At 60.9% G+C, this 20,290-nt stretch carries 19 protein-coding genes; 7 read left to right on the top strand and 12 right to left on the bottom strand.

Features of this window, described 5'->3' with window-relative positions:
- Positions 1-7: 7 nt before the first annotated feature.
- The 12 genes from ACOYW1_RS22045 to ACOYW1_RS21990 all read right to left on the bottom strand — a co-directional run bounded on the left by ACOYW1_RS22045 (position 8) and on the right by ACOYW1_RS21990 (position 11,602).
- Positions 8-1,645, bottom strand: a complete 1,638-nt coding sequence (locus tag ACOYW1_RS22045) for a glutamate synthase-related protein (protein WP_482417807.1) — start codon at positions 1,643-1,645, stop codon at positions 8-10.
- Positions 1,646-2,638: 993 nt separating this feature from the next.
- A complete protein-coding gene (locus ACOYW1_RS22040) occupies positions 2,639-3,016 on the bottom strand; it encodes a UbiA family prenyltransferase (protein WP_482419756.1) in 378 nt (125 codons plus the stop codon).
- The gene (menA, locus tag ACOYW1_RS22035; RefSeq protein WP_482419755.1) at positions 2,956-3,531 is read right to left on the bottom strand and encodes a 1,4-dihydroxy-2-naphthoate octaprenyltransferase; all 576 of its coding nucleotides are present in this window, start codon (positions 3,529-3,531) and stop codon (positions 2,956-2,958) included. The genes ACOYW1_RS22040 and menA overlap by 61 nt, the downstream gene beginning before the upstream one ends.
- Before the next feature lie 269 nt (positions 3,532-3,800).
- Positions 3,801-4,025 (bottom strand): hypothetical protein, encoded by a 225-nt coding sequence (locus ACOYW1_RS22030; RefSeq protein WP_482419754.1) that lies wholly within the window; start codon positions 4,023-4,025, stop codon positions 3,801-3,803.
- A gap of 12 nt (positions 4,026-4,037) precedes the next feature.
- Complete coding sequence (locus ACOYW1_RS22025) at positions 4,038-4,790, bottom strand: ABC transporter permease (protein WP_482419753.1); 753 nt, start codon at positions 4,788-4,790, stop codon at positions 4,038-4,040.
- On the bottom strand, positions 4,787-5,596 hold the full coding sequence (locus ACOYW1_RS22020; RefSeq protein ID WP_482419752.1) for an ABC transporter ATP-binding protein: 810 nt from the start codon (positions 5,594-5,596) through the stop codon (positions 4,787-4,789). The genes ACOYW1_RS22025 and ACOYW1_RS22020 overlap by 4 nt, the downstream gene beginning before the upstream one ends.
- Before the next feature lie 10 nt (positions 5,597-5,606).
- Positions 5,607-6,572, bottom strand: a complete 966-nt coding sequence (locus tag ACOYW1_RS22015; protein ID WP_482419751.1) for an ABC transporter substrate-binding protein — start codon at positions 6,570-6,572, stop codon at positions 5,607-5,609.
- 609 nt (positions 6,573-7,181) lie between these two features.
- Positions 7,182-7,502 (bottom strand): YggL 50S ribosome-binding family protein, encoded by a 321-nt coding sequence (locus ACOYW1_RS22010; protein WP_180139396.1) that lies wholly within the window; start codon positions 7,500-7,502, stop codon positions 7,182-7,184.
- A 131-nt stretch (positions 7,503-7,633) separates the two neighbouring features.
- Entirely contained in the window at positions 7,634-8,566 is a 933-nt protein-coding gene (locus ACOYW1_RS22005; protein WP_482423795.1) for a DUF4129 domain-containing transglutaminase family protein, read from the bottom strand.
- Positions 8,567-8,665: 99 nt separating this feature from the next.
- The gene (locus tag ACOYW1_RS22000; RefSeq protein ID WP_482419750.1) at positions 8,666-9,667 is read right to left on the bottom strand and encodes a TgpA N-terminal domain-containing protein; all 1,002 of its coding nucleotides are present in this window, start codon (positions 9,665-9,667) and stop codon (positions 8,666-8,668) included.
- Between the two features lie 59 nt (positions 9,668-9,726).
- On the bottom strand, positions 9,727-9,933 hold the full coding sequence (locus ACOYW1_RS21995) for a hypothetical protein (RefSeq protein ID WP_482419749.1): 207 nt from the start codon (positions 9,931-9,933) through the stop codon (positions 9,727-9,729).
- 19 nt (positions 9,934-9,952) lie between these two features.
- Positions 9,953-11,602 (bottom strand): AAA family ATPase, encoded by a 1,650-nt coding sequence (locus ACOYW1_RS21990; RefSeq protein WP_482419748.1) that lies wholly within the window; start codon positions 11,600-11,602, stop codon positions 9,953-9,955.
- A 316-nt stretch (positions 11,603-11,918) separates the two neighbouring features.
- Here ACOYW1_RS21990 and ACOYW1_RS21985 point away from each other — a divergent pair, with 316 nt between their 5' ends.
- The 7 genes from ACOYW1_RS21985 to ACOYW1_RS21955 all read left to right on the top strand — a co-directional run bounded on the left by ACOYW1_RS21985 (position 11,919) and on the right by ACOYW1_RS21955 (position 20,056).
- Positions 11,919-12,821, top strand: coding sequence for an HAD hydrolase family protein (locus ACOYW1_RS21985; RefSeq protein WP_482419747.1), 903 nt, complete (start codon positions 11,919-11,921; stop codon positions 12,819-12,821).
- A gap of 360 nt (positions 12,822-13,181) precedes the next feature.
- Positions 13,182-13,580, top strand: coding sequence for a TetR family transcriptional regulator (locus ACOYW1_RS21980; RefSeq protein ID WP_482419746.1), 399 nt, complete (start codon positions 13,182-13,184; stop codon positions 13,578-13,580).
- Positions 13,577-13,837 (top strand): hypothetical protein, encoded by a 261-nt coding sequence (locus tag ACOYW1_RS21975; protein WP_482419745.1) that lies wholly within the window; start codon positions 13,577-13,579, stop codon positions 13,835-13,837. Before ACOYW1_RS21980 ends, ACOYW1_RS21975 begins: the two co-directional genes overlap by 4 nt.
- Positions 13,834-15,258 (top strand): efflux transporter outer membrane subunit, encoded by a 1,425-nt coding sequence (locus tag ACOYW1_RS21970; protein ID WP_482419744.1) that lies wholly within the window; start codon positions 13,834-13,836, stop codon positions 15,256-15,258. The genes ACOYW1_RS21975 and ACOYW1_RS21970 overlap by 4 nt, the downstream gene beginning before the upstream one ends.
- Positions 15,259-15,299: 41 nt before the next feature.
- Complete coding sequence (locus tag ACOYW1_RS21965) at positions 15,300-16,532, top strand: efflux RND transporter periplasmic adaptor subunit (RefSeq protein WP_482419743.1); 1,233 nt, start codon at positions 15,300-15,302, stop codon at positions 16,530-16,532.
- Between the two features lie 355 nt (positions 16,533-16,887).
- On the top strand, positions 16,888-17,652 hold the full coding sequence (locus tag ACOYW1_RS21960; protein WP_482419742.1) for an efflux RND transporter permease subunit: 765 nt from the start codon (positions 16,888-16,890) through the stop codon (positions 17,650-17,652).
- Positions 17,645-20,056: an efflux RND transporter permease subunit gene (locus tag ACOYW1_RS21955; RefSeq protein ID WP_482419741.1), complete on the top strand. Its 2,412-nt coding sequence runs from the start codon at positions 17,645-17,647 to the stop codon at positions 20,054-20,056. The genes ACOYW1_RS21960 and ACOYW1_RS21955 overlap by 8 nt, the downstream gene beginning before the upstream one ends.
- The last annotated feature ends 234 nt before the right edge of the window (positions 20,057-20,290 follow it).

Below are 20,290 nucleotides of genomic sequence, written 5' to 3'. Positions count from 1 at the left end.
AAGGGGATTATCCCAGAAGGATTTTCTTGGCGGACTGGTCGTTGATGTCCGAGATGTGCAGGATACCTGTCTCTTCGGCGGTCTCGCGGTTGGCTGCGAAGATGTCGTTTCGGGTCAGGGTGTCCATGGAGAAACGACGGGCACCTGCCATGAGCTGCTGGATGCCGCAGCCGAGCTTGTCGGCGAGGGTCCAGATGGCCATGGCGCCGTAGGGGATGTTTTCCATCTCCTCTTTGCCCACTTTCTTTTCGATGTCGTAGTAGCAGGAGAAGATCTCCTGGGGGGTGGTGCCGAACTGGGTAACGGTCTTGGGAAGTGCATCCCAGTTGCCGTTGACATTTTCCTTGCGCTCGTGGTGGATGGCACCTTCGATGTTGGCCCCGAGGAAACCGGGAACCATGAGGGCACGACCCATGCAGATGAGCTTGGTGAAGGGGGCACCCAGGGCCAGGCCCTTGTAGATGCTGTCTTCCAGGGCAAAACCGCCGGCAAAGGAGATGTCCACAACGTCCTGGCCGTTGGCAGCCAGTGCCGCCGCGTATTCGTAGGCCTTGGCGTGGAGGTTGATGGAGGGAACGCCCCAGCTCTGCATCATGTTCCAGGGGCTCATGCCGGTGCCGCCGCCGGAACCGTCGATGGTGAGCAGGTCAAGCTTGGCTTCGGAGGCGAACTTGATGGCCATGGCCAGCTCTTCCATACCGTAGGAACCGGTCTTCAGGGAGATGCGGGCAAAGCCGAGGCTGCGGAGGTAGTCCACGCTCTTCATGAAGTCTTCGCGAACGAGCTCTACGCTGTTGAGGTTGGTTCCACCGAGGCGGCTGTGTCGGGCAAAGGACTTGATGGCACCGCTCTTGAATGCTTCCTGAACTTCGGGAAGGAGGGGGTTGGGGTCAACCACGTAGCCACGCTCTTTAAGGAAGGTGGCGTAATCGAGGCTGGAGACCTGGATCTCGCCGCCGATGTCCTTGGCGCCCTGGCCCCACTTGAGCTCGATGATGCACTTGTCGCCGTACTTCTCTGCAACGTATTCGGCCACGCCGTTACGGGTGTCTTCCACGTTGAGCTGAACGATAATGGCGCCGTAGCCGTCATAGTAACGCAGGTAGGTTTCGATGCGGCGGTCCAGCTCAGGGGAGTTGATGACCTTGCCGTTTTCGATGATGGACTTCTGGTCCACGCCCACGACGTTTTCGCCGACGACGATGGGAATACCTGTCAGGGCGCAGCCGATGGCAAAGGAGTCCCAGTATTTGGCGGCAATGAAGGTGGAACCCAGGGCACCGGTCATCAGGGGCATGCGGCACTTGGTCTTGATTTCGTTACCGAACTCGGTGGTCAGGTCCACGTTGGGGAAGATGCAGTCGTCCGGGTCGTTGGTAAGGGTGCCGTTGAGGCCCATGGCGCCGTACGCGTAGCCCTGGATTCGCAGGGAGTTGTAGGAGACGCCCAGGTGGGTGGTGTTGTTGGCACCAGCGGTGACCACACCGAAATCACGGGGGTAAAGGAGTTTACGGCCGACCATGCTGGAGAGCCAGGTCTCGCATTTGCCCTGACAGTCGGCGCGGCAAAGGGTGCAAAGTCCTGATTCAGCGGGGTTTCCACGGTTTACGGTTCCGAGTACATCGTTGTTTTTGGCAAAACGCATGACAATTCTCCTTCTCAAAGTGATCTTAAAAATATGTCAAATCAAAATTATCGTGATGCGGATGGCATGTTCTGTATGCAGCGTGATGTTCACGCGCTCGGTCACAGCGTTCTGAATGTAAATACCTGCTCAGGTATCGCAGTCCTTGATTAATAGAGAGTACAATGGCAAGCAAATGAGATCGCATGCTCGGTTCGTGATCCTGGGCAGATTTTATCCGGGGACGTCTCTGGCTGTTCAGGAGAACTCAGCAAAGGCGCAAAACATTCAGTGTAGCGCTTTGTATTATTAGTTTGACCGTTAAGATCGAACCAAAACACAGTTTATATGACAGTTCAAGAAAAAATTGAGCGAGATATTCCAAGGGATCCGGCAATGGAGTAGGCGCAAAATCCGCAAAAAAATGTGTTGAAGTAATTTACCTGCGATAAGTTTTAGAATGACTTATAAAAAGGGGGGAGACCGCTCCGAATTTTATTCGGGCTTTATGAGGATCAGCCGAATAATACAAAGAGGTCCATGCTCATTTTTTTCGCGCCGTGAACTGACGTTGACGTAAAATTCAGTCGTTGGTCCAGGGTTGGTACCCTGGCTGTCGGGCGGAAATGTTCTGAATTTATTTGATATCTGATATATCACATATGTGAAAAACAGTGTTGTTCGGTCAAGGGAACGGTTCGCCGATTCGCTGCCTTTTGCCTGTTCTGCGTCAATCGCGAAACTGAACTGAATAATATTCGCGAAAAGGAATGTTCGGGGTGTGTTTCTGCGATTTGAGTTGAAACGACGGGGGGCTTTCTGTGGTTCGGTGAGTTCCGGCAGCAGGGCGGGGTGCGGAGACGCCCCGGCTCCTGAAACGGCGGGCGTTTCACCTTTATACGGGTTGGGTAGGAAAGGACAAAAGGGGGCTGCTCTGCTGAAAAGGCCTTTTATAACGTGACCATGCACAGGAACAGCCCCCGAAGGCTTTTGTTCTGGGGGTGCGGCCTTTTCTTATACGGCAAGGCCCACGGAAAAGAGCAGGGAAAAGACCACCGAGAGCCTGGCCGTTGACGCCAGGGTCTCGTTCAGGGCGGGGCCCTTGGTGTGGAAGAGATCCTTTATAATAGGCAGCACCATGGGAGAGGCTCCCAGAGCCAGGAAGCCCGCAGCGCCCATGAAGCCGGAGAGGAAGAGCAGGGGCAGCATGAAAAACGGGATGAGGACAAGGAGTCCGCAGAAGACGGAGCTCATGCCGCGCCCCATGCGAACGGCAAGGGTCTGTTTGCCTGCCACGGAGTCCGTGGGGATGTCCCGGAGGTTGTTGACGTTCATGATGGCCGCCACCAGGAGGCCTGCAGGGATGGAGGCGATGATGGGCCGGGGGCCCATGGCAAGGGCCTGGACGTAATAGGTGCCGCAGCACCGCCACCGGTCCGAAAAAGAGAAAGGCAAAAAAGCGACCTGAGGCCGTTGGAGGCGATGGGGTAGGGCCCTCCGCTGTATGCCAGGGTGGAGAGGATGCACAGCACGCCGATGACCACAATGGGCAGGCCGCCCCGGGCCACCAGGTAGATCCCCGTGACAGTGGCCAGCACCAGGCAGAGCACCATGGCGGCCAGGACCCGGTTCGGTGCGATGAGGCCACTCTGGGTTACCCGCACAGGCCCCAGGCGTTTCTCCGAGTCGATGCCGTGCTTGTTGTCAAAGTAGTCATTGGCCAGGTTCACCGCCACCTGAAGGAGCATGGCCCCGAAAAGGGCAGCCAGGGCCGGGAGAAAGGCAAAGGCGTTGTCGCCCATGGCACAGGCCGTGCCCACGATAACCGGAGCCGCTGAAGCGGGAAGGGTTTTGGGCCGGATGGCAAGGAACCAGGGCGATGCAGTAAGGGTTTGAACGACAGACATGGGGAACTCCTTTATATAAAAAATGCCTCCGGCGGGTCGCTTTTTGAAAAAAGCTCCGCAAAAACTTTTCGATTGCATCGTCTTCAGCTGCCCAGCCCCGACGGGGCTGGGCAGCTGAAGACGATGCATGTGCGTTATGTTAACCCGGATATTTCACGAGTCGAGTGCACCCATATTCAAGGCATCAGAGCTGCAGATGTAGTGGTTTACCTCAAGGCTCTGATAACGCAGAAGGTGGGTGCACTCGGCCCGCCCGAAGGGTGAGAAAATCAAACAGCAAACGGCGATTTACATTTTGTATTTTCAAAATAGCTAATATTTTTATTGTAGATATGCGAAATAATGGCTCTTTTCTTTTTTGGGCTGGCTGTTTTCTCATGAAATATCCGGGTTAAAACAGCCCGCTTGTCGATAGCTTTCGGTCTGTCCATGTCGGTTGTAAGACCTGTTTTGTCAAACTTTTTCAGCCACGGCAGGGCCGCCGGAGGCTGCATTTCGTTTGCTTCTTACCCCTTTGCGTACTTTCGTTCGATGGTATGGATCAGGACATAGAGGGCCGCGCCCAAAAGGCCCATGGCCATGATGCCTGTGTACATCTCCGGGTACATGAGGACCTGGTAGGTCTCCACCACGATGTAGTAGCCGAGGCCCCAGCTGGTGAGGGACTGTTCGGCGATGAAGAGGACGGCCACGGCCGTGCCCACCGAGACCCTCAGGGCCGTCAGCACGGGGTGGAGGATGGAGGCCGGAAGGTAGACGTAGCGGAAGAGGGCCCGTCGTCCCGCGCCCAGGGAGCGCACCGAGATGATGAGCTCGCGCCGGAGGCCTGCGGCTTCGTCCCGGACCACCACCAGGATCTGGAAGAAGATGATAAAGGCGATGAGGGTTATTTTGGAGAGATCGGTGATCCCCAGCAGCACGTAGATCACCGGCAGGAAGATGATCTTGGGGATGGGGTAGATGATGGCCACCAGGGGCCCGACGATGCGGTCGAGTTTGGGCAGCTGGCCCAGGGCCAGGCCCAGGGGCGCTGCCGTGATGACGGCCAGGAGGATGGCGGCCAGGACCCGCGCTGTGCTGGCTAAAAGGTGAAGGCCCAGGTCCCCGGGCAGGGCCTTGAGAAAGAGGGGCACCACCACGGTGGGGGGCGGCAGGATGGGCCGGGCAAGGAGCATGGAGGCTACCTGCCAGAGCAGGAGCAGGGTGAGGCTGCCCAGAAGGGTTCCCATGGGGGTGGAGCGCCGACGTGTCTGGCTCATGGCTCCTCCTTTCGGGAACGGGTTTCGATGAGGGCGCGCAGGGCGCTACACTGGTCCAGGAACTGTCTGCCCATGCGCAGGTCGGGGTCTCCGGCGTGGGGATTGTCCACGATGGTGGGCGTTTGGTTCACGGTGTCGGACAGGACGAGAATTTTTTCGCCCAGGACCACGGCCTCTTCGATGTCGTGGGTGACGGTGAGGCTCGTGAGCCCGGTCTCCCGGTGGAAGCGGTTCATCACCCGCTGGAGCTCTTCACGGATGGGGGCGTCCAGGGCGGAAAAGGGCTCGTCCATGAGGAGGAGGTCCGGTGAGAGGACCAGGGTTCGGGCAATGGCGGCCCGCTGTCGCTGACCCCGGGAGAGTTCTGCGGGGTATTTTTCCCGCACGTGATCGATGCCGAGCCAGGAGAGCCAGTGTCGGGTCAGGGCCTCTTCGGCCTCGGGGTCTTTTTTGGCTCCTCCGGGTTGGGTTTCGCCGTCGGGGCCGTAAAATCCGCGAATCTTGAACCCCAGCTTCGTGTTCTCCTCCACCGTGGCCCAGGGCAGGAGCCCGTGGTCCTGAAGCACCAGGCCCGTGCCCCGGGGCCGGGGTCGCTCGATGGGGGCGCCGCCTACGCGGATCACCCCTGAGTCCGGCCGGGTCAGCCCGGCCATGAGGTAGAGCAGGGTGGTCTTGCCGCAGCCCGATGGGCCGATGACACTCCACGCCTCGCCCTGGCAGATGGTGAGAGAAAAATCCTCAAAAATGGGGGCTCGGTCCCGGTAGCGGAAGCCCAGGGTCTCTATGTCGATGATGGGAGTTGTCACAGGTCTCGGCTTACTCCTTGAAACGGTCGGTCACAACGGAGGTGCCGTAGGCGACGGGTTTTTTGAGGATGCCTTTTTCCGTCATCCAGGCCATGACATCGTCCCACTGGGCCTTTGATGGCACGGTGTTGACGGGAAAGGGCGGAATGACAAAGCTCTGGCGGACGTTCTTGGGGACCCGGATGTTTTTAAGCATCAGGGGACGGAAACTCTCGGGGTCGGCGTTGATGTCTTGGGCAGCCTTCATCCAGGCGTCCACAAAGGCCCCCACCGCCTCTTCGTTGCCGGTCCAGGCTTCGGCGCTGACGGAGAGGACGCTTGCGCTGTACAGGGGGGCGCGGGTGTCGTCCATCACCACATGGGCACCGGCCTTCATGGCGGCAAAGGCCAGGGGATCGGGCAGGGTGGCTGCCTTGATCTGTCCGGAGAGGAGCAGCTGCATGCGCTCGGGCAGGACAGGCACCGATTTTTTGACGATCTCTTTGGTGGAGAGCCCGCTGTCGCCCAGGAGCCGGTCCGTGAGGTATTCGATGACGGTGTGCTTGGAAACGGCAATGGGAACCCCTGCAAGCTGGTCCGGGGTGGTGATCTTTGAGCCGGGGCTGGAGAGGATGCGAAAAAGGGGCGAACTCCCCTTGGGTGCACGGGCCACGGCCACGATCTTCATGCGCACCGTCTCCCGGTTGAAGCTTGCCGTGCCTGAGATTTCGTTGACCATGGCGTCGATGCGGCCTGCCTGCATGAGCTGGTCCCGTTCCAGGGCGCTGCCCACGGGGAGGGTCTCCACGCGGATGCCCGCCTCTTCGAAGTACCCCTTTTCCTCGGCCACGAACACGGGCAGCACATCGGGGATGGGCAAAAGGGCGATGCGCAGGGTGGGGGGCTGCTGGGCTGCGAAGGCTGTAGAGCAGACCGACAGCAGGGCCAGCAGGGCGAACAGGGTGGTGGCAGCCTCAATGGCGAGCTTTTTCATCATAGACCTCATGGCATGGGATTGAAAAGGCGGTGTTCCCATGGGGAAAACGCCTTACTGCATTACTCGTAACCTTACGGTGTATACAGGATTTTTACGGGGTAACGTACCCTGCCCGCACGCAGTTTTCATGCTTCGGTGAGCCGGGGGATGGGCGTGGCAGGCCGTGAAGCGCTTTGATTTGAAGGGGTGTGATCGTCGTTTTTGTGCAAAAACGGTTGACACGGGTGGCGGGGTGTGACAGGAAGGAAGGCAACGGAAGCCTGTAGGTTTCAGAAGCAAAAATGGTTCTTTATGCGTTTTGGCCCCGAATGGGAAAGGGCTGGAAACGGCTAATCTTAAGCCACGAAGGCTGATGCATCGCGAGAGCGCGGTCCGTCATCATTTCGTGGTTTTTTTGTTTTTAAGGGCAGTTTTTTGTGATGCCATGGCTGGTTTGCGAGGGAGAGCCGGATGACTCGGGTGAGAAGGGGATGAGATCCCGACACCGGCCCGGGAAGCCATGGAACGGTATGGGCCTGTGACGGGCCCGGGGCGAAGGTGCGGTTCCTGAATAGGTCAGGGCGGACGAAGGCGTCCATGATCGCGCCTTCGCCCTATTTTTTTGTGGGCCTAAGGGTACCAGGCATCCACCAGCTCGCCCACCTCAAAGGAGACGACCTCGTCGCGCTTTTCGAGCCAGGCGTTTGCCAGGGCTCGGTGCTCGTCGGTGACGCTGCCGCGGGTGGCCAGAACCACGAAACCGGCAAAGTCAAAACGGTCTCCGCCGCCGCCGAAATCCAGGCCGTTGGGATCGATCACTTCATCCAGGAAGGACTCCACAAAGGCGTCCAGGGCCTCGTTGGTGTTCTGGTCGGTGAACTTGATGGTGAGGTTGAAGCCAAACTCCTGGAACTCACCCACGTGCAGTTTTTTTCTCAGTCGTTTTTTCATGGTGGTGTCATATCCTAATTTGATGGTTTACCCATGTTGTCGTGTTGTATTGGCGCTCCAGCTTACACGAATTCAAAGGGGACGCAATACAAAAAATCGCTTGATGCCGATCCGTTAGGGGGCCGCTTTTCCTAAGGCCCGGTTTTGGGGGATCGGGGGCGTATTTTACGCGGGTTGAACCGGTTCACCGCCCGCCTCAGTTCCTGTGGCCTTTCGGTGCTGTCACCACCCGGGCCGTAGGTGAGGGCCACATAAAGGCGGATGATCCTGCTGGCCTCGGGGTAAAGGTGGGGGGCCTCTTTCTTGATCCGGTCAAGGAAGTCCAGGGGGCCGGTGGCTGGGTGGCGGGTGATTTGTTCTTTTTCCATTTTCTTTTGAAACAGCGCCCAGCTGGCCCGTACCGGCGGGATTTTGGTGCGGCTTCGCAGCTCCAGGATGAGCCAGGCCAGACCAAAGACAGCGCAGCAGAGGGCAACCCCCCAGGCTGCGGCGGCAACCCATCCTTTGGCAGATCGGGACGAGGCGCCCAGTTTTTTAAGGAACGCCTCCTGGAGGCTGCCGGAGTACCCGATGACCCGCGTGTCCCAGTGGTAGTTGAGTGCATCCCACCCCAGGCTGAGTCGCTGGAGCCCCCGGGCCAGGAAGGAGGCGCCGTCGCCGATGAAAAAGGAGGGCCGGTCCGCCTCGGGGAGCCCGAAGCCCGCACCCCGCTCCACCCGGTCCGGGGCCACGGCCGAGGTGGGGTCCACCCGCACCCAACCCTGTCCTTTAAGCCAGACCTCCGCCCATGCGTGGGCATCGGCCTGCCGGACGATGAGGTAGTTGCCCATGGGGTTGACGGTGCCGCCCAGGTAGCCGCCCACGATGCGTGCCGGAACCCCTGCGGCCCGCATGAGAAAGACAAAGGCCGAGGCGTAGTGTTCGCAAAGCCTGTCGGTGTCAAAGAGGAACCGGTCGATCCTCTCCCCGGGAGAATAGGCGAGGAGGTAACCAACCCGTTGGTGCCGAGATAGGCCAGGGCGCTGTCCACCACTTGGCGGGCATCCGAGGCCTGGGCCCGCCAGCGACGGGCCAGGCGGCGGCTTTGGGGGTTTCCCCCGGCGGGCAGGCGGGTGAACACAGCTTCCCAGGGGGCAAAGGGACCGGTGGTGTAGGCGGTGAAGTCAAAACCCGGAGGGCGTCTCGAGGCCGCCCTTGGGTTTTTGCATGGTATGATCTGCCAACTGTGCCGTGCCCTTGGGCAGGGTGACGGGAAGGTCCAGGGGAAAGAGACGGTCCGTGTTTTTGGTTTCCACCATGATTTCGTAGGACGCAAGGGGACCGATTCCCTTGATCGTGGCCCCCGATGGGGGGCGGATGGCGGCGCGCCAGGAGGTGCCGTTGAAGGTCTGGAAGACGATGCCCCGGAAGTAGCGCTGGTCCGAAGCAGGGATGACTCCGTCAAAGGTTACCCGGAAGACAGGGGCCTGGCTTTTGACCATCTGAGAGACGCTGCCCGGGGAGAGGGTGGTTGAAAACCCCGAGGAGGCGCTTCTGGTGGCGGTGATCCCGAAGAGGCTGCCGTCGATGCGCGGGAAAAAGAAGAAGAGGACCAGGGTGAGGGGGACGGCCTTGCCGGTGATGGCTCCCGACACCTTGAAGGCCTCTTTTAAGGGGACCGCAGGGCAGTTGATGCGCAGCAGGATGGCGGTGATGTGGATCATGGCCGCCACCATGTACGCTGTCATCACAAGGGAAGCGGAGAAAAAGAGGCTGGAGACCACCATGAAATAGGCAATGAAAATGGCGATGAACAGGTCCCGTTCCCGCCGGGTCTCCAGGGGCTTCAAACCCGCCATGACACACAGGAGGCTTGCCCCGAAGCGGTTGTCGATGACCCCGTTGCTGGAGACAAACACGCAGGCAAACCCCAGGAAAGTCATGCACACGCGGGAAGGGTCCGGGGGCAGGGGCCACCCCTTGGGCTCGGACAGGACCGCATACCCCCAGAACCCCACACACCAGACAGGGATCCAGGGGCTGAGGTGGGTCATGTGGGGAATCAGCCCGGCCGCAAGGGCCGCCACCAGAAGGGGCAGGGTGCCTTTCACCGCCTCTTCCCTGGGATGGCGGCCTTTTTTTGTTGAAGACGTCGACACGGTGGTTGGTCCAACCTTTTCTTTCATGTTCTCATGGCAAGATGCTTTCGAGGTGGCTCACCTCGACGCCGGAGGCACGCTTATTGTTAATCGCTTGGTGGCATCATGGCCAGGGCGGTGAGGCATTGGTCCCGATGGGGGACGCTGGCCGGGGCACCCGGAGTGATGGCTATGCCCGGGGCCGACAGGCCGTAAGGGATTCCTTGCCGGTGGGCTTCCAGCACCAGGTGGCAGAGGTGGCTGATGCGGGCCTCGGTTCCTGTTGCCCGGATGAGGTCCCAGGAGAGGGTCACGGCGTGGTTCTGCTCTGCCTCAAAGGATTTGGTCCAGAGTCCCTGGCCCCGGGCCAGGGGCTTCCAGGCAATTCGGCTTCCGGGGTCCCCCGGCCGATAGGTCTTGAGTTCCCTGAAGTCTCCGGTTCCTGGAGTGGGGAGAGAGGGCGCCTGCGCCTTGACCTGGGGTAGGGGCTGCGGCCGTTTCAAAGGCATGGGGCAGGGGCGCGGGAAAGACAAGGCAGTGGGTATCCAGCCGGATGCTTACCCAGGTGCGGAAGAGCCCGAAGGGGTATGTGGACTCCACGATGAGGGGCGGGGGCCGGAAGCGTCCTCGCGTCAGGGTCTCAAGGGGCAGGCGGAAGGTGACGGTTTCCCCTGCCGGGATGTCCCGCACAACGCGTCCGTGGTCTTTGAAACCTGCCGCGACCCTGTAGCGGGGGGCTGCATCGGCTTTGACGGCCAGCTCAAACCAGAGGGGTTTGCCCGCAAAGACAGGGACGTGCTTTTCCGATACCAGGGTGAGCACCTTGATGTTTTTCTGGGTGTAGAGGGTGGACATCAGGGCCATGGAGGCCAGGAGAAAGGCAAAGAGAAACCCGGGGTTGTTGGTGTAGTTCAGGGCCCCCCCGATCATGGCTGTCACCGCGCAGGCAAAAAGGAGTCCCCGGCCCGTGGGGAGGATGTAAATGCGCAGGGCCCTGATCCCAAGGGGAAGGGGCCGTCGGGGTCCCCGGGAGGTGAACCGGAGCAGGGCGTTTGCCGCGGCGACTCTCAGCCTGGGCGGCACCTCCATGAGCAGGTCCTGGAGCTGCCGGAAGGAGTATTCGGACCGCGTCTCCCGGGACTGGAGCCGGTGTCCGGCGATGTAGGGGAAGACAGCCTGGAGGTCTTCGGGGATCACGTGGTCCCTGCCGTTGAGGCAGGCCCAGGAGCGGGTGGCGTGGAGGATGGCCAGCCCGGCCCGGGGGGAGAGACCGTGGGTGAAGTGGGGGGCGTTCCGGGTGAAATCAAGGAGGTCCTGCACGTAGTCCAGAAAAGCGGCGGAGACATGGATGGCGGCGATGCTGCTTCGAATGGTCATGACCTGCTCGGTGTTCAGCACCGGCCTGATTTTTTCAATGGCGTGCTTTCGGTTCCCGGTTTCAAGGAGTTCGCGTTCGGCTTTGCGGTCCGGATACCCCACGCTGATTCGCATGAGGAACCGGTCGAGCTGGGACTCGGGCAGGGGAAAGGTGCCGGACTGCTCCAGGGGGTTCTGGGTGGCGATGACGAAAAAGGGCTTGGCCAGGGGGTAGCTGTTGCCCTCAACGGTGACCTGCCACTCTTCCATGGCCTCCAGAAGGGCGCTCTGGCTCTTGGGGGTGGCGCGGTTGATCTCATCGGCCAGGAGCACCTGGGTAAAGATCGGCCCCTTGTGAAAAACGAAGCTGCCGCTGGCCTGGTCGAACACGGAGACCCCCAGGAGGTCGCCGGGGAGCATGTCGCTGGTGTACTGCATCCGGGTGAAGCCAAGCCCCAGGCAGCGGGAGAGGGCCTTGGCAAGGGTGGTCTTGCCGATGCCCGGTCGGTCTTCGATGAGGAGGTGTCCACCGGCAAAGAGGCAGGTGATGGCCAGCTTCACCTCGTGGGTTTTGCCGAAAACCACCCTGCTCATGGCGGAGATGATGTCGTCAAAGGCTTTTTTCATGGCGGCCTTTTATCATTAGTATCAGGCGGGCCGGGGCCCGGTTGCGTTTGGCATGGTTCCAGAAGGCGTTGGGTGCTGATCTCCTTCAACGGGGATGCTCACAGGTGGTGATCCGGTACGAAAGGGTATCAATTTTTTGATGATACGTGGTTGACGGTGCCTTCGTCAAATCTTTCCGGTTTTCCGGGGGCTCTTCGGGCGAGCGGTTTGTCGCTGATTGAGACGCGGGATGTTTCATGGTACGCTATGACGTTTGATGGGGCCATCTTGTGGGGCTCCGATGCCATGAAACCTGGAAAGGAAAAAGGAACGGCCCATGCAGCGCATGATGATTACGGATTTTGACGGGACCCTGTTCCGCAGCGACCGCACGGTGGCGGACGAGGATCTCGAGAGCCTTCGGCGGCTGGGTGAGCAGGGCGTCATCCGCGTCATCGCCACGGGGCGAAATCTGTACTCCTTCATGAAGGCCGCCCCTGCGGATCTGCCCGTGGACTACCTTGTCTTCTCCACCGGGGTGGGGATTGCCCGCTATCCCGATCCGGCGGCCAACATGATCCGGGAAGCGAGCCTCTCCCATGAGGCCTGCCTGAGCATCAAGGGCGTCTTTGATTCCTTTGGCCTGGATTACATGGTCCACGGGGCCGTGCCCGAGGGGCATCGCTTTGTCTACCACCGGCACGCCCCGGAGAACCCCGACTTCGATACCCGTCTCTCCTTTTACGACGGGTTTTCCGAGCCCATCAACGGGCACTTTTCCGGTCCTGCCTCCCAGTTCCTGGCCATTACCCGGGAGGTTCGCGCCAGCTCTCTGTTTGCCGAAATCACCGAGGCTCTGGCCGATTTCACCGTGATCCGCACCACCTCGCCCTTTGACGGCACCAGCACCTGGCTGGAGGTGTTCCCCAAGGGGATCTGCAAGAGCGAGGCGGTCTCCTTTCTTGCCGAGCAATGCGGGGTTTGCCCCTCTCAGACCATGGCCGTGGGCAATGACTACAATGACGAAGACCTCCTTCACTGGTCGGGCAAGGGGTTTGTGGTGGCCAACGCGCCGGACGACCTGAAAGCCTGCTTTGCCTCTGTTTCGGACAACGACACCTGCGGGGTCTCCGAGGCCATCGGTCGCTGGGCGCGTTACTTTTCCGCTCCTGCTGACCCGGGATATGTCATACGCAAACCACCAAACAAGAGCAGGTGGGTGAGGGCCGCCGATTGTTGAGGTATTTCAAAAACCCACCATGTAATTCACCGTTTTCTGCTCGACCCGTGAAATATTCGGGCTGGGGTTTGCACCACCCTCCGTCCTCCTTATTCTAAAAGATCCTTCACGGCCCGTGGTTGCGGGCGGGGGCTGCTCTGGTTCTTTTCATATCTCTTCCGGTTCTATTCAGATGAGTTCCGATACGTGTGCCCTGGCATGCACATGTCCTGCCGTCTTGCGGGCCTTTGTCGGCTTTGCCTTTCGTCTCCCTTGATCGTTACAAAAGAGTTTTTTAAACATTTGTTTGAAATGAACAGTTGATTTAAACAAATGTTTGAATTAAGCTGAATCAGAATCGAAAACATGCCGGGATATGGTGTGGTTGAAGCGGATAACTGGAAGAGGAGACGAGAGATGGCGGTGGAAGAGACCAAGGCAAATATTCTGGACGCAGCGGAGTCGTTTTTTGCGGAGCTGGGGTTTCACGGTACCTCCCTCAGGCAGATTACCGAGCGCGCCGGGGTCAATGTCGCGTCGGTGAATTACCACTTCGGCAGCAAGGAGAACCTCATGGACGCGGTGCTCCGAAGACGCCTTGAGCCCCTCAACGCCATTCGGCTGGCCCGGCTGGATGCCGTCAGGGCCGAGGCGGCTGAGGCCGGTGAGCGTCCGTCGGTGCGGGCGGTGATGACGGCCCTCATCGAGCCCACCCTCCGGGCGGTTGTTCAGCCAGTTTATTATGAGCCGCGTCTAGCTCTGAGCACAAAGGGGCCATGATGGAACGTGTGGGTCCGTTGATCGAGCCCCTTCTGAAGCAGTACTTAGAGACCCTCTGGGAGGCCCTCCCGAACCTGCCCGAAGAGGAGGTGGTCTTGAGGTTACGGATGTCCCTGGGGGCCATGCAGCACGCGATCCATGCGGTGCGCGGGCACCAGACGGACTCCTGCCCGAAGGAATTGACCACGGCCATTCCCGAAGACGAGGTGGTGGACTCCCTCATCGATTTTGTTACACGGGGCATGGAGGACACATGAAACGAAGGTGGATGATGGTTCTGGCCCTTGGCCTGGGGATCCTTTCAGGCTGCTCCGTCCATGACCGGACAGCGCCCGGGGCCCTGGCCGAGGAGGCCTCAGATTTACGGGAGGCAGGGGATAAAACCCCGCGCCCGGAGGTGGACTGGTGGCTTTTTCTGGAAGACGAGACCTTGAACACGCTGGTGGAGACGGCCCTGAAGGAGAACCCCACCCTGGATAGAGCCGCGGCCAACGTGCGAAAGGCTGATGCGCTGCTGGGGGCGCAAAAAGCGGCGGATCTTCCCGGGGTCAATCTCACCGGTTCTGCGGGCCGCGCCCGTACCGAAGGGTTCATGGCCGGGATCTCCAACTCCTGGAACCTATCGGCGGCGGCCTCCTACGAGCTGGACCTCTGGGGCGGCAGGCAGGCCCTTGAAAATCAGCGGGCCCTGGATCGGGAAGCATCCCTTGCCTCCCTTTCCGAAGCCCTTGTGACCGTATCGGCTCAGGTGGCGGACACCTGGTACCTCCGCCTTGAACGTCAGGTGCAGCAGGATCTGTCCGAAGAGCGCGTGGCCCTGCGCCGGGAGCTGCTGGAGATGATTGAGTGGCGTTACGGCCAGGGCACGGCCACGGCCCGGGATGTCTACGACACCCGCACCGAGCTGGCCGTGGATGAGGTGACCCTTGCCAGGTACCGCACCGACGTGGCTGTGGCCGACCATGCCCTGTCTGCCCTGCTCAATCGCAAACCCGGCGGCCTTGAGGCCGTTGTCCCCGGTATATCGGACAAGCCCCTTCCCACCATGGCTCCCCTGGCCCGGGATCCCCTTTCATCACGCCTGATCCTCGGACGACCCGATATGGTCCGTGCCATGCTGGATGTGATGAAGGCCGATGAGGCCGTTGCCGTCTCTCTGGCGGACCGGTTTCCCACCTTCAGCCTCACGGCCGGGTACGGCAGGGCCGGAGACGGCTGGGAAGCGGGGTCCAACAGCGGCCCGGTGTGGAACATCGGCGGTGAGCTCCTGGCCCCCCTCATCGACTGGGGACGGCGAAAGTCCCTGGTGGAGGCCGACAGGGCTGCCTTTGACGATGCCCTGGCCCGGTATCGTACCACGGCCCTTACCGCCTTCACCGAAGCGGCGGACGCCCTCACCCGGTGCCGCAACGGCGAGCGGGAAGACGCCCGCCTCAAGGAGTCCCTGGATGCGTCATCGGCCACCACGGCTTACGTGACCAGCCGGTATCTGGAAGGCGCCTCGGATTACCTGACCCTGATGATCGCGCGTATCGCGGAAAATGAAGCCCGGAGCCGCCTGGCAACCAGCCGGCGCCTTCTCCTGTCCAACCGAATCGGCCTGGCCCGTGCTTTGGGAGGGTCTTTCAGCGACACATGGGTTGAGACGTATGTGACGACACACAGAGAAACGGAGTAATGGTCATGGAAGATGAACGGCGGTCGAGCAAGGAGAGAACCATGGGACAAAACTGGCGCCCGCGGCTGAAATGGATCCTGCCCCTGGTGATCCTGGTGGCGGGGTTTCTGGTGATGCGTGTGATGATCCACCTGAAACGGGCACCGGAGAGGACCACGGCCGAAGAGCGGGGCCAGCTGGTGGAGACCGTGCCCGTCACCCGCGCCGAAGGGCGGGTGCGTATCGTGACCCAGGGCACGGTGGTGCCCTTCCAGCAGATGGACGTGGTGCCCAGGGTGTCGGGGTATGTGACGGCGGATCACATGGAAGTGGGCAAGTCCTTTGTCGCAGGGGAGGTGTTGTTCACCCTGGATGACGAAGACTACCGCCTGGCCGCTGTCAAGGCCGAATCCCAAGTGGCCCAGGCCGCCCTGGCCCTGGCCGAGGTGCGCTCCAAGGCCAGGTCCGCCAAGCTGGAGTGGGAACGGATGCCGGGCCGTGAGGGCATGACTCCTTCCCCCCTCTTGCTTTATGAACCTCAGCTGGCGTCTGCCAAAGCCCAGCTTGAAGGGGCAAAGGCCGACCTTGCGGCACGGCGCCTGGATATCGCGCGCTGCACGGTGAAGGCCCCCTTTGCCTGCCGGGTCCTTGCCGAAACCGTGGCCCCGGGCCAGTTTGTCTCCCAGGGCATGACCGTGGCCCGCCTCCTGGCCTCGGACCGCATGGACGTGGTGGTGCCGGTGACGGCCGAAGAGCTGGCCTGGGTGGACCCGGAGCAACACGAGGTCCGGGTGAGCCTGACGGCGGGCAAAGAAAAGGCCCTTCGCACCGGACGCCTGGTGAGGCGCCTGGCCGACGTGGATCCGGACGGCCGCATGGCACGGCTCCTGGTGAGGGTGGAAGCCCCTTTTCAGGATGAGGTGGCCGCCGTGGTCCCCGAGATGTACGTGGGGGTGGAGCTGACGGGCAGGCCCATCGACTCCGGTTTTTCCATTCCCCTTGAAGCCCTGGTGGACGGCAAATGGGTCTATGTCCTTACCCCGGAAAGCACCCTGTCCGTGCGGGAGGTGACCGTGGTGTGGCGCCGCAAGGCCCGGGTCATTGTCACAGGTCCCCTTGCCGAAGGCGAGCTGGCAATTACCTCCGGGGTTGCCGGGGCCGCCCCGGGCATGAAGCTGAGGCAGTGGCAGGCAGCGCCCGATCTCGGGTGCCTCCGGCGGGCAGGGATACATCCCCTGCACCCCAGTATTGCGAATGCTCCGGCCTTCGTTCCTCAGGCCGATTCCATTCGCTGAGGGGCTTTGCCGATAATGACGCCCATGGTTTGTGCGGGGTGGTCCACAAAGAAGAATGTTTGGTAACCATCCCCCTCAAAAAAAAGCCTCGGGCGGAGCCGCCGGAGTTATTCCGCTTAGAGCCAAAGTGAACAACCCCATGAAGGGCATGGGGTTTTCAGGCGAATGACAGAGGTCTTTGCAGCAAAATCGGTTGCCATATGTCATACCCCACGCGAATGCACCGAAAACGTCAGTATGGTGTCCACCTTCATGCATTCGCCATAGGGTTTCAAGGTGCCCTCCACCTTGCGTAGAAGGCGATGTCAGGGCAAGTATTCAAACCTATAACGTTGTGTGACCCTTAGGTGCCGAAATGAAAAAATGGATTGAATGGATGGCCAACAACCATGTGGCGGCCAACCTGTTGATGATGGTGTTTGTGGTGGGCGGTCTGATCAAGGGCCTGGGGGTGAAGCAGGAGGTGTTTCCCGAGATCGCCCTGGACAAGGTCCGGGTGGAGGTGGAGTACCTCGGGGCGGGCCCCGACGAGGTGGAAGAGGGCATCATCCTGAAGATCGAGGAGGCCATCTCCGGCATCGACGGCATTGACGAGCTCTCTTCCCAGGCCTTCGAGGGTCGGGGCAGCGTCATCGCCGAGCTGCGCACCGGGGTGGATCCCAACGTGGTGCTCCAGGATATCAAAAGCGAGGTGGACCGCATCACCACCTTCCCGGAAGACGCGGAGCAGCCCATTGTCAGTAAAATCTTAAACCTCCAGGAGACGGTGTCCGTGGTGGTCTACGGCGACCTGCCCGAACGGACCTTGAGGGAGCGGGCCGAGATGGTGAGAAACCAGCTCCTGGACCACCCCAAGATCACCCAGGTGGAGCTGGGCGGGGTGCGGCCCTACGAGGTGACCGTGGAGGTGACGGAGGAGAACCTGAGGCGTTACGGCCTCACCATGGAGACCGTGGCTGCGGCCGTGCGCCAGGCCTCCCTGGATCTGCCCGGGGGCACCATCAAGACCCGCAGCGGAGAGATCCTGCTGCGCACCAAGGAGAAACGCTACAAGGCGGCGGAGTACGCCGACATCGTCATTGTCCGGGGAGGCAACGGGGCCACGGTAAGGCTTGGGTAATTGCTCGCTACTCACCGATGGGTTTGAAGACACCGGCACCTACGCCCGTTTTGACGGCAAGCCCGCGGCCATGATCAACGTCTTTCGCGTGGGCGACCAGAAACCCACGGAGATCTCCGACATTGTGCTGGCCTACGTGGACGAGCTCAACGCCCAGTGGCCGGACTCGGTACGCGCGGCCGTGTGGAACGACACCAGCGAACTCCTGGAGAGCCGCCTCAATCTTTTGAAGAAAAACGCCCTTTTGGGCCTGTGCCTGGTGATCATCGTGCTGGGGCTCTTCCTGGAGCTGCGCCTGGCCCTCTGGGTGATGCTGGGGATTCCCATCTCCTTTATGGGCGCCTTGATGCTCATGCCCTCCTTTGACGTCTCCATCAACATGATCTCCCTGTTTGCCTTTATCCTGGCCCTTGGGATCGTGGTGGACGACGCCATCGTGGTGGGGGAGAATATTTTCGCCCATCGCGAAAAGGGAAAGCCCTTTCTCCAGGCCGCCATCGACGGAGCCGCCGAGATGTCGGTTCCCGTGACCTTCTCCATCCTCACCACCGTGGCCGCCTTTTTGCCCATCGCCTTTGTGGCCGGGACCATGGGCAAGTTCATGGTGGCGGTGCCCATCGTGGTGATTTCTCTTCTCCTGGTCTCCCTTGTGGAGAGTCTCTTCGTGCTTCCCGCTCACCTGAGCGGGGGCTCGGCCAAACCCCTTTCCGGCCCGGTGCTGGGGCGCATCGATGCGGTGCGGGTCCATTTCGGGGAGCGGCTGGAACGCTTTGTGTCCGGCCCCTATAAGCGTACCCTGGACCTGGCCCTTGCCCATCGGTACACCACTTTTGCCATCGGCATCGCCCTGCTTTTGATGAGCGTGGGGCTGGTTCGGTCCGGCCTCATCAAGTTCACCTTCATGCCCGAGGTGGAAGGGGAGCGTATCACCGCGGCCCTTCAGATGCCCGTGGGCACTACCCTGGAATCCACGGGCCGCCAGACCGACATGCTCATTGAAACGGCCATGGAGGCCGTGGCCGAGATGGATGCCGAAAACCCGGGGGAGCCAACCATCTTTCGCCATGTTTACGCCATCGTGGGCGGGGCCATGGCGGCCACCGGGCCTGGAAACGACGGCGAGGGCGCCGCGTCCTCAACAAACATCGCCCAGGTGGCCCTGTTCCTGACCCGGGCCGAAGAGCGCTCCGTACCCATCAGCGAGGTCAAGGCCCTGTGGCGGAAAAAGGTGGGGGAGATCCCCGGGGCCGACTCCCTGACCTTTACCACGGACCTGGTCCAGATGGGCGCCGACATCGACGTGGAGCTGCGGCATGTTGACTACCGGGTGCTGGAGGCTGCCGCCGAAGAGGTGAAGGCCTATGTGGCGGGCTACCCCGGTGTTACCGATATTGAGGACAACTTCTCCCCGGGCAAGGGGGAGATCAAGTTCACCCTTACGGACGAGGCCAAGACCCTGGGTGTCACCGAGGCGGACTTTGCCCGGCAGGTGCGGGGCGCTTTTTTCGGCAGCGAAGCCTTGCGCCTGCAGATCGGTCGCAACGAGGTGAAGGTGAAGATCCGCTACCCGGAAGGGGACCGCAGGCTTATGCAGACCCTCACGGCCATGCGCATCCGCACCCCCGGTGGAGGGGAGATCCCCATTGCCCGGGCCGCCCGGTTTGACCGGGGCCGGGGCTACTCCACCATCACCCGGAACAACCGCAAGCGGGTGGTGAACGTCACGGCCACGGTGAACGCCAAAGAGGGCAACGCAGGGGAGATCAACGCCGATATCCGGGAAAAGCTGCTTCCGGGCCTCATGGCGACCTACGACGGCCTCTCCTATGGGTTCGCAGGGGAGGAAAAAGAGAAACGCGAGTCCCTGGGGAGCCTGAAAGAGGGCTACCTCCTGGCCCTGTTTGCCATTTATGCTCTCTTGGCCATTCCGTTCAAAAGCTACGGCCAGCCCGTGATCATTATGTTCGCCATCCCCTTCGGCATTGTGGGGGCCATCTTCGGCCACCTTCTCATGGGCTACAACCTGAGCATGCTGAGCCTCTTCGGCGTCATCGCCCTCTCCGGGGTGGTGGTCAACGACTCCCTGCTCATGATCGACCGCATCAACACCAATCGGGCCAGGGGCATGACCATCCTTGAAGGGACCCGTGAGGCCGGTCAGCGACGGTTTCGCCCCATTCTTCTGACCTCGCTCACAACCTTTTTCGGCCTCGTGCCCATGATCCTGGAGACCAGCGTCCAGGCCCAGTTTCTCATCCCCATGGCCATCAGCCTGGGCTTCGGGATCCTCTTTGCCACCCTCATCACCCTGCTTCTCATCCCGGCCCTCTACATGATCCTTGAAGACGCCAAAAGGGTCTTGGGCTTGGGCAGGGAGATCCGTCGAGGCGATATACCGTCTTGATGGACTCGGTGTGGCGATATGTCGTCTTTACCGCCGCAACCGGGTGCGCTGTGACGCCCTCCGGTTGCCGGGTGCTTTTCCTTTCTTGTTGTTTTGTTGTTGCCCGGATTATACTGCCTGAACAGAAGGTTGTCCCATCTGCCCCCGCCTGTGCCCATGGCCGGATCGCGGGGCGGTTTTCCTTTTTGCGTGCCTGGAACGGATTCTGCACAGGTTGATGCCCGCATGGCTTCA

The organism is Desulfoluna sp. CYM3A (assembly GCF_056829965.1).
This window is presented reverse-complemented; position numbering and strand designations above follow the sequence as displayed.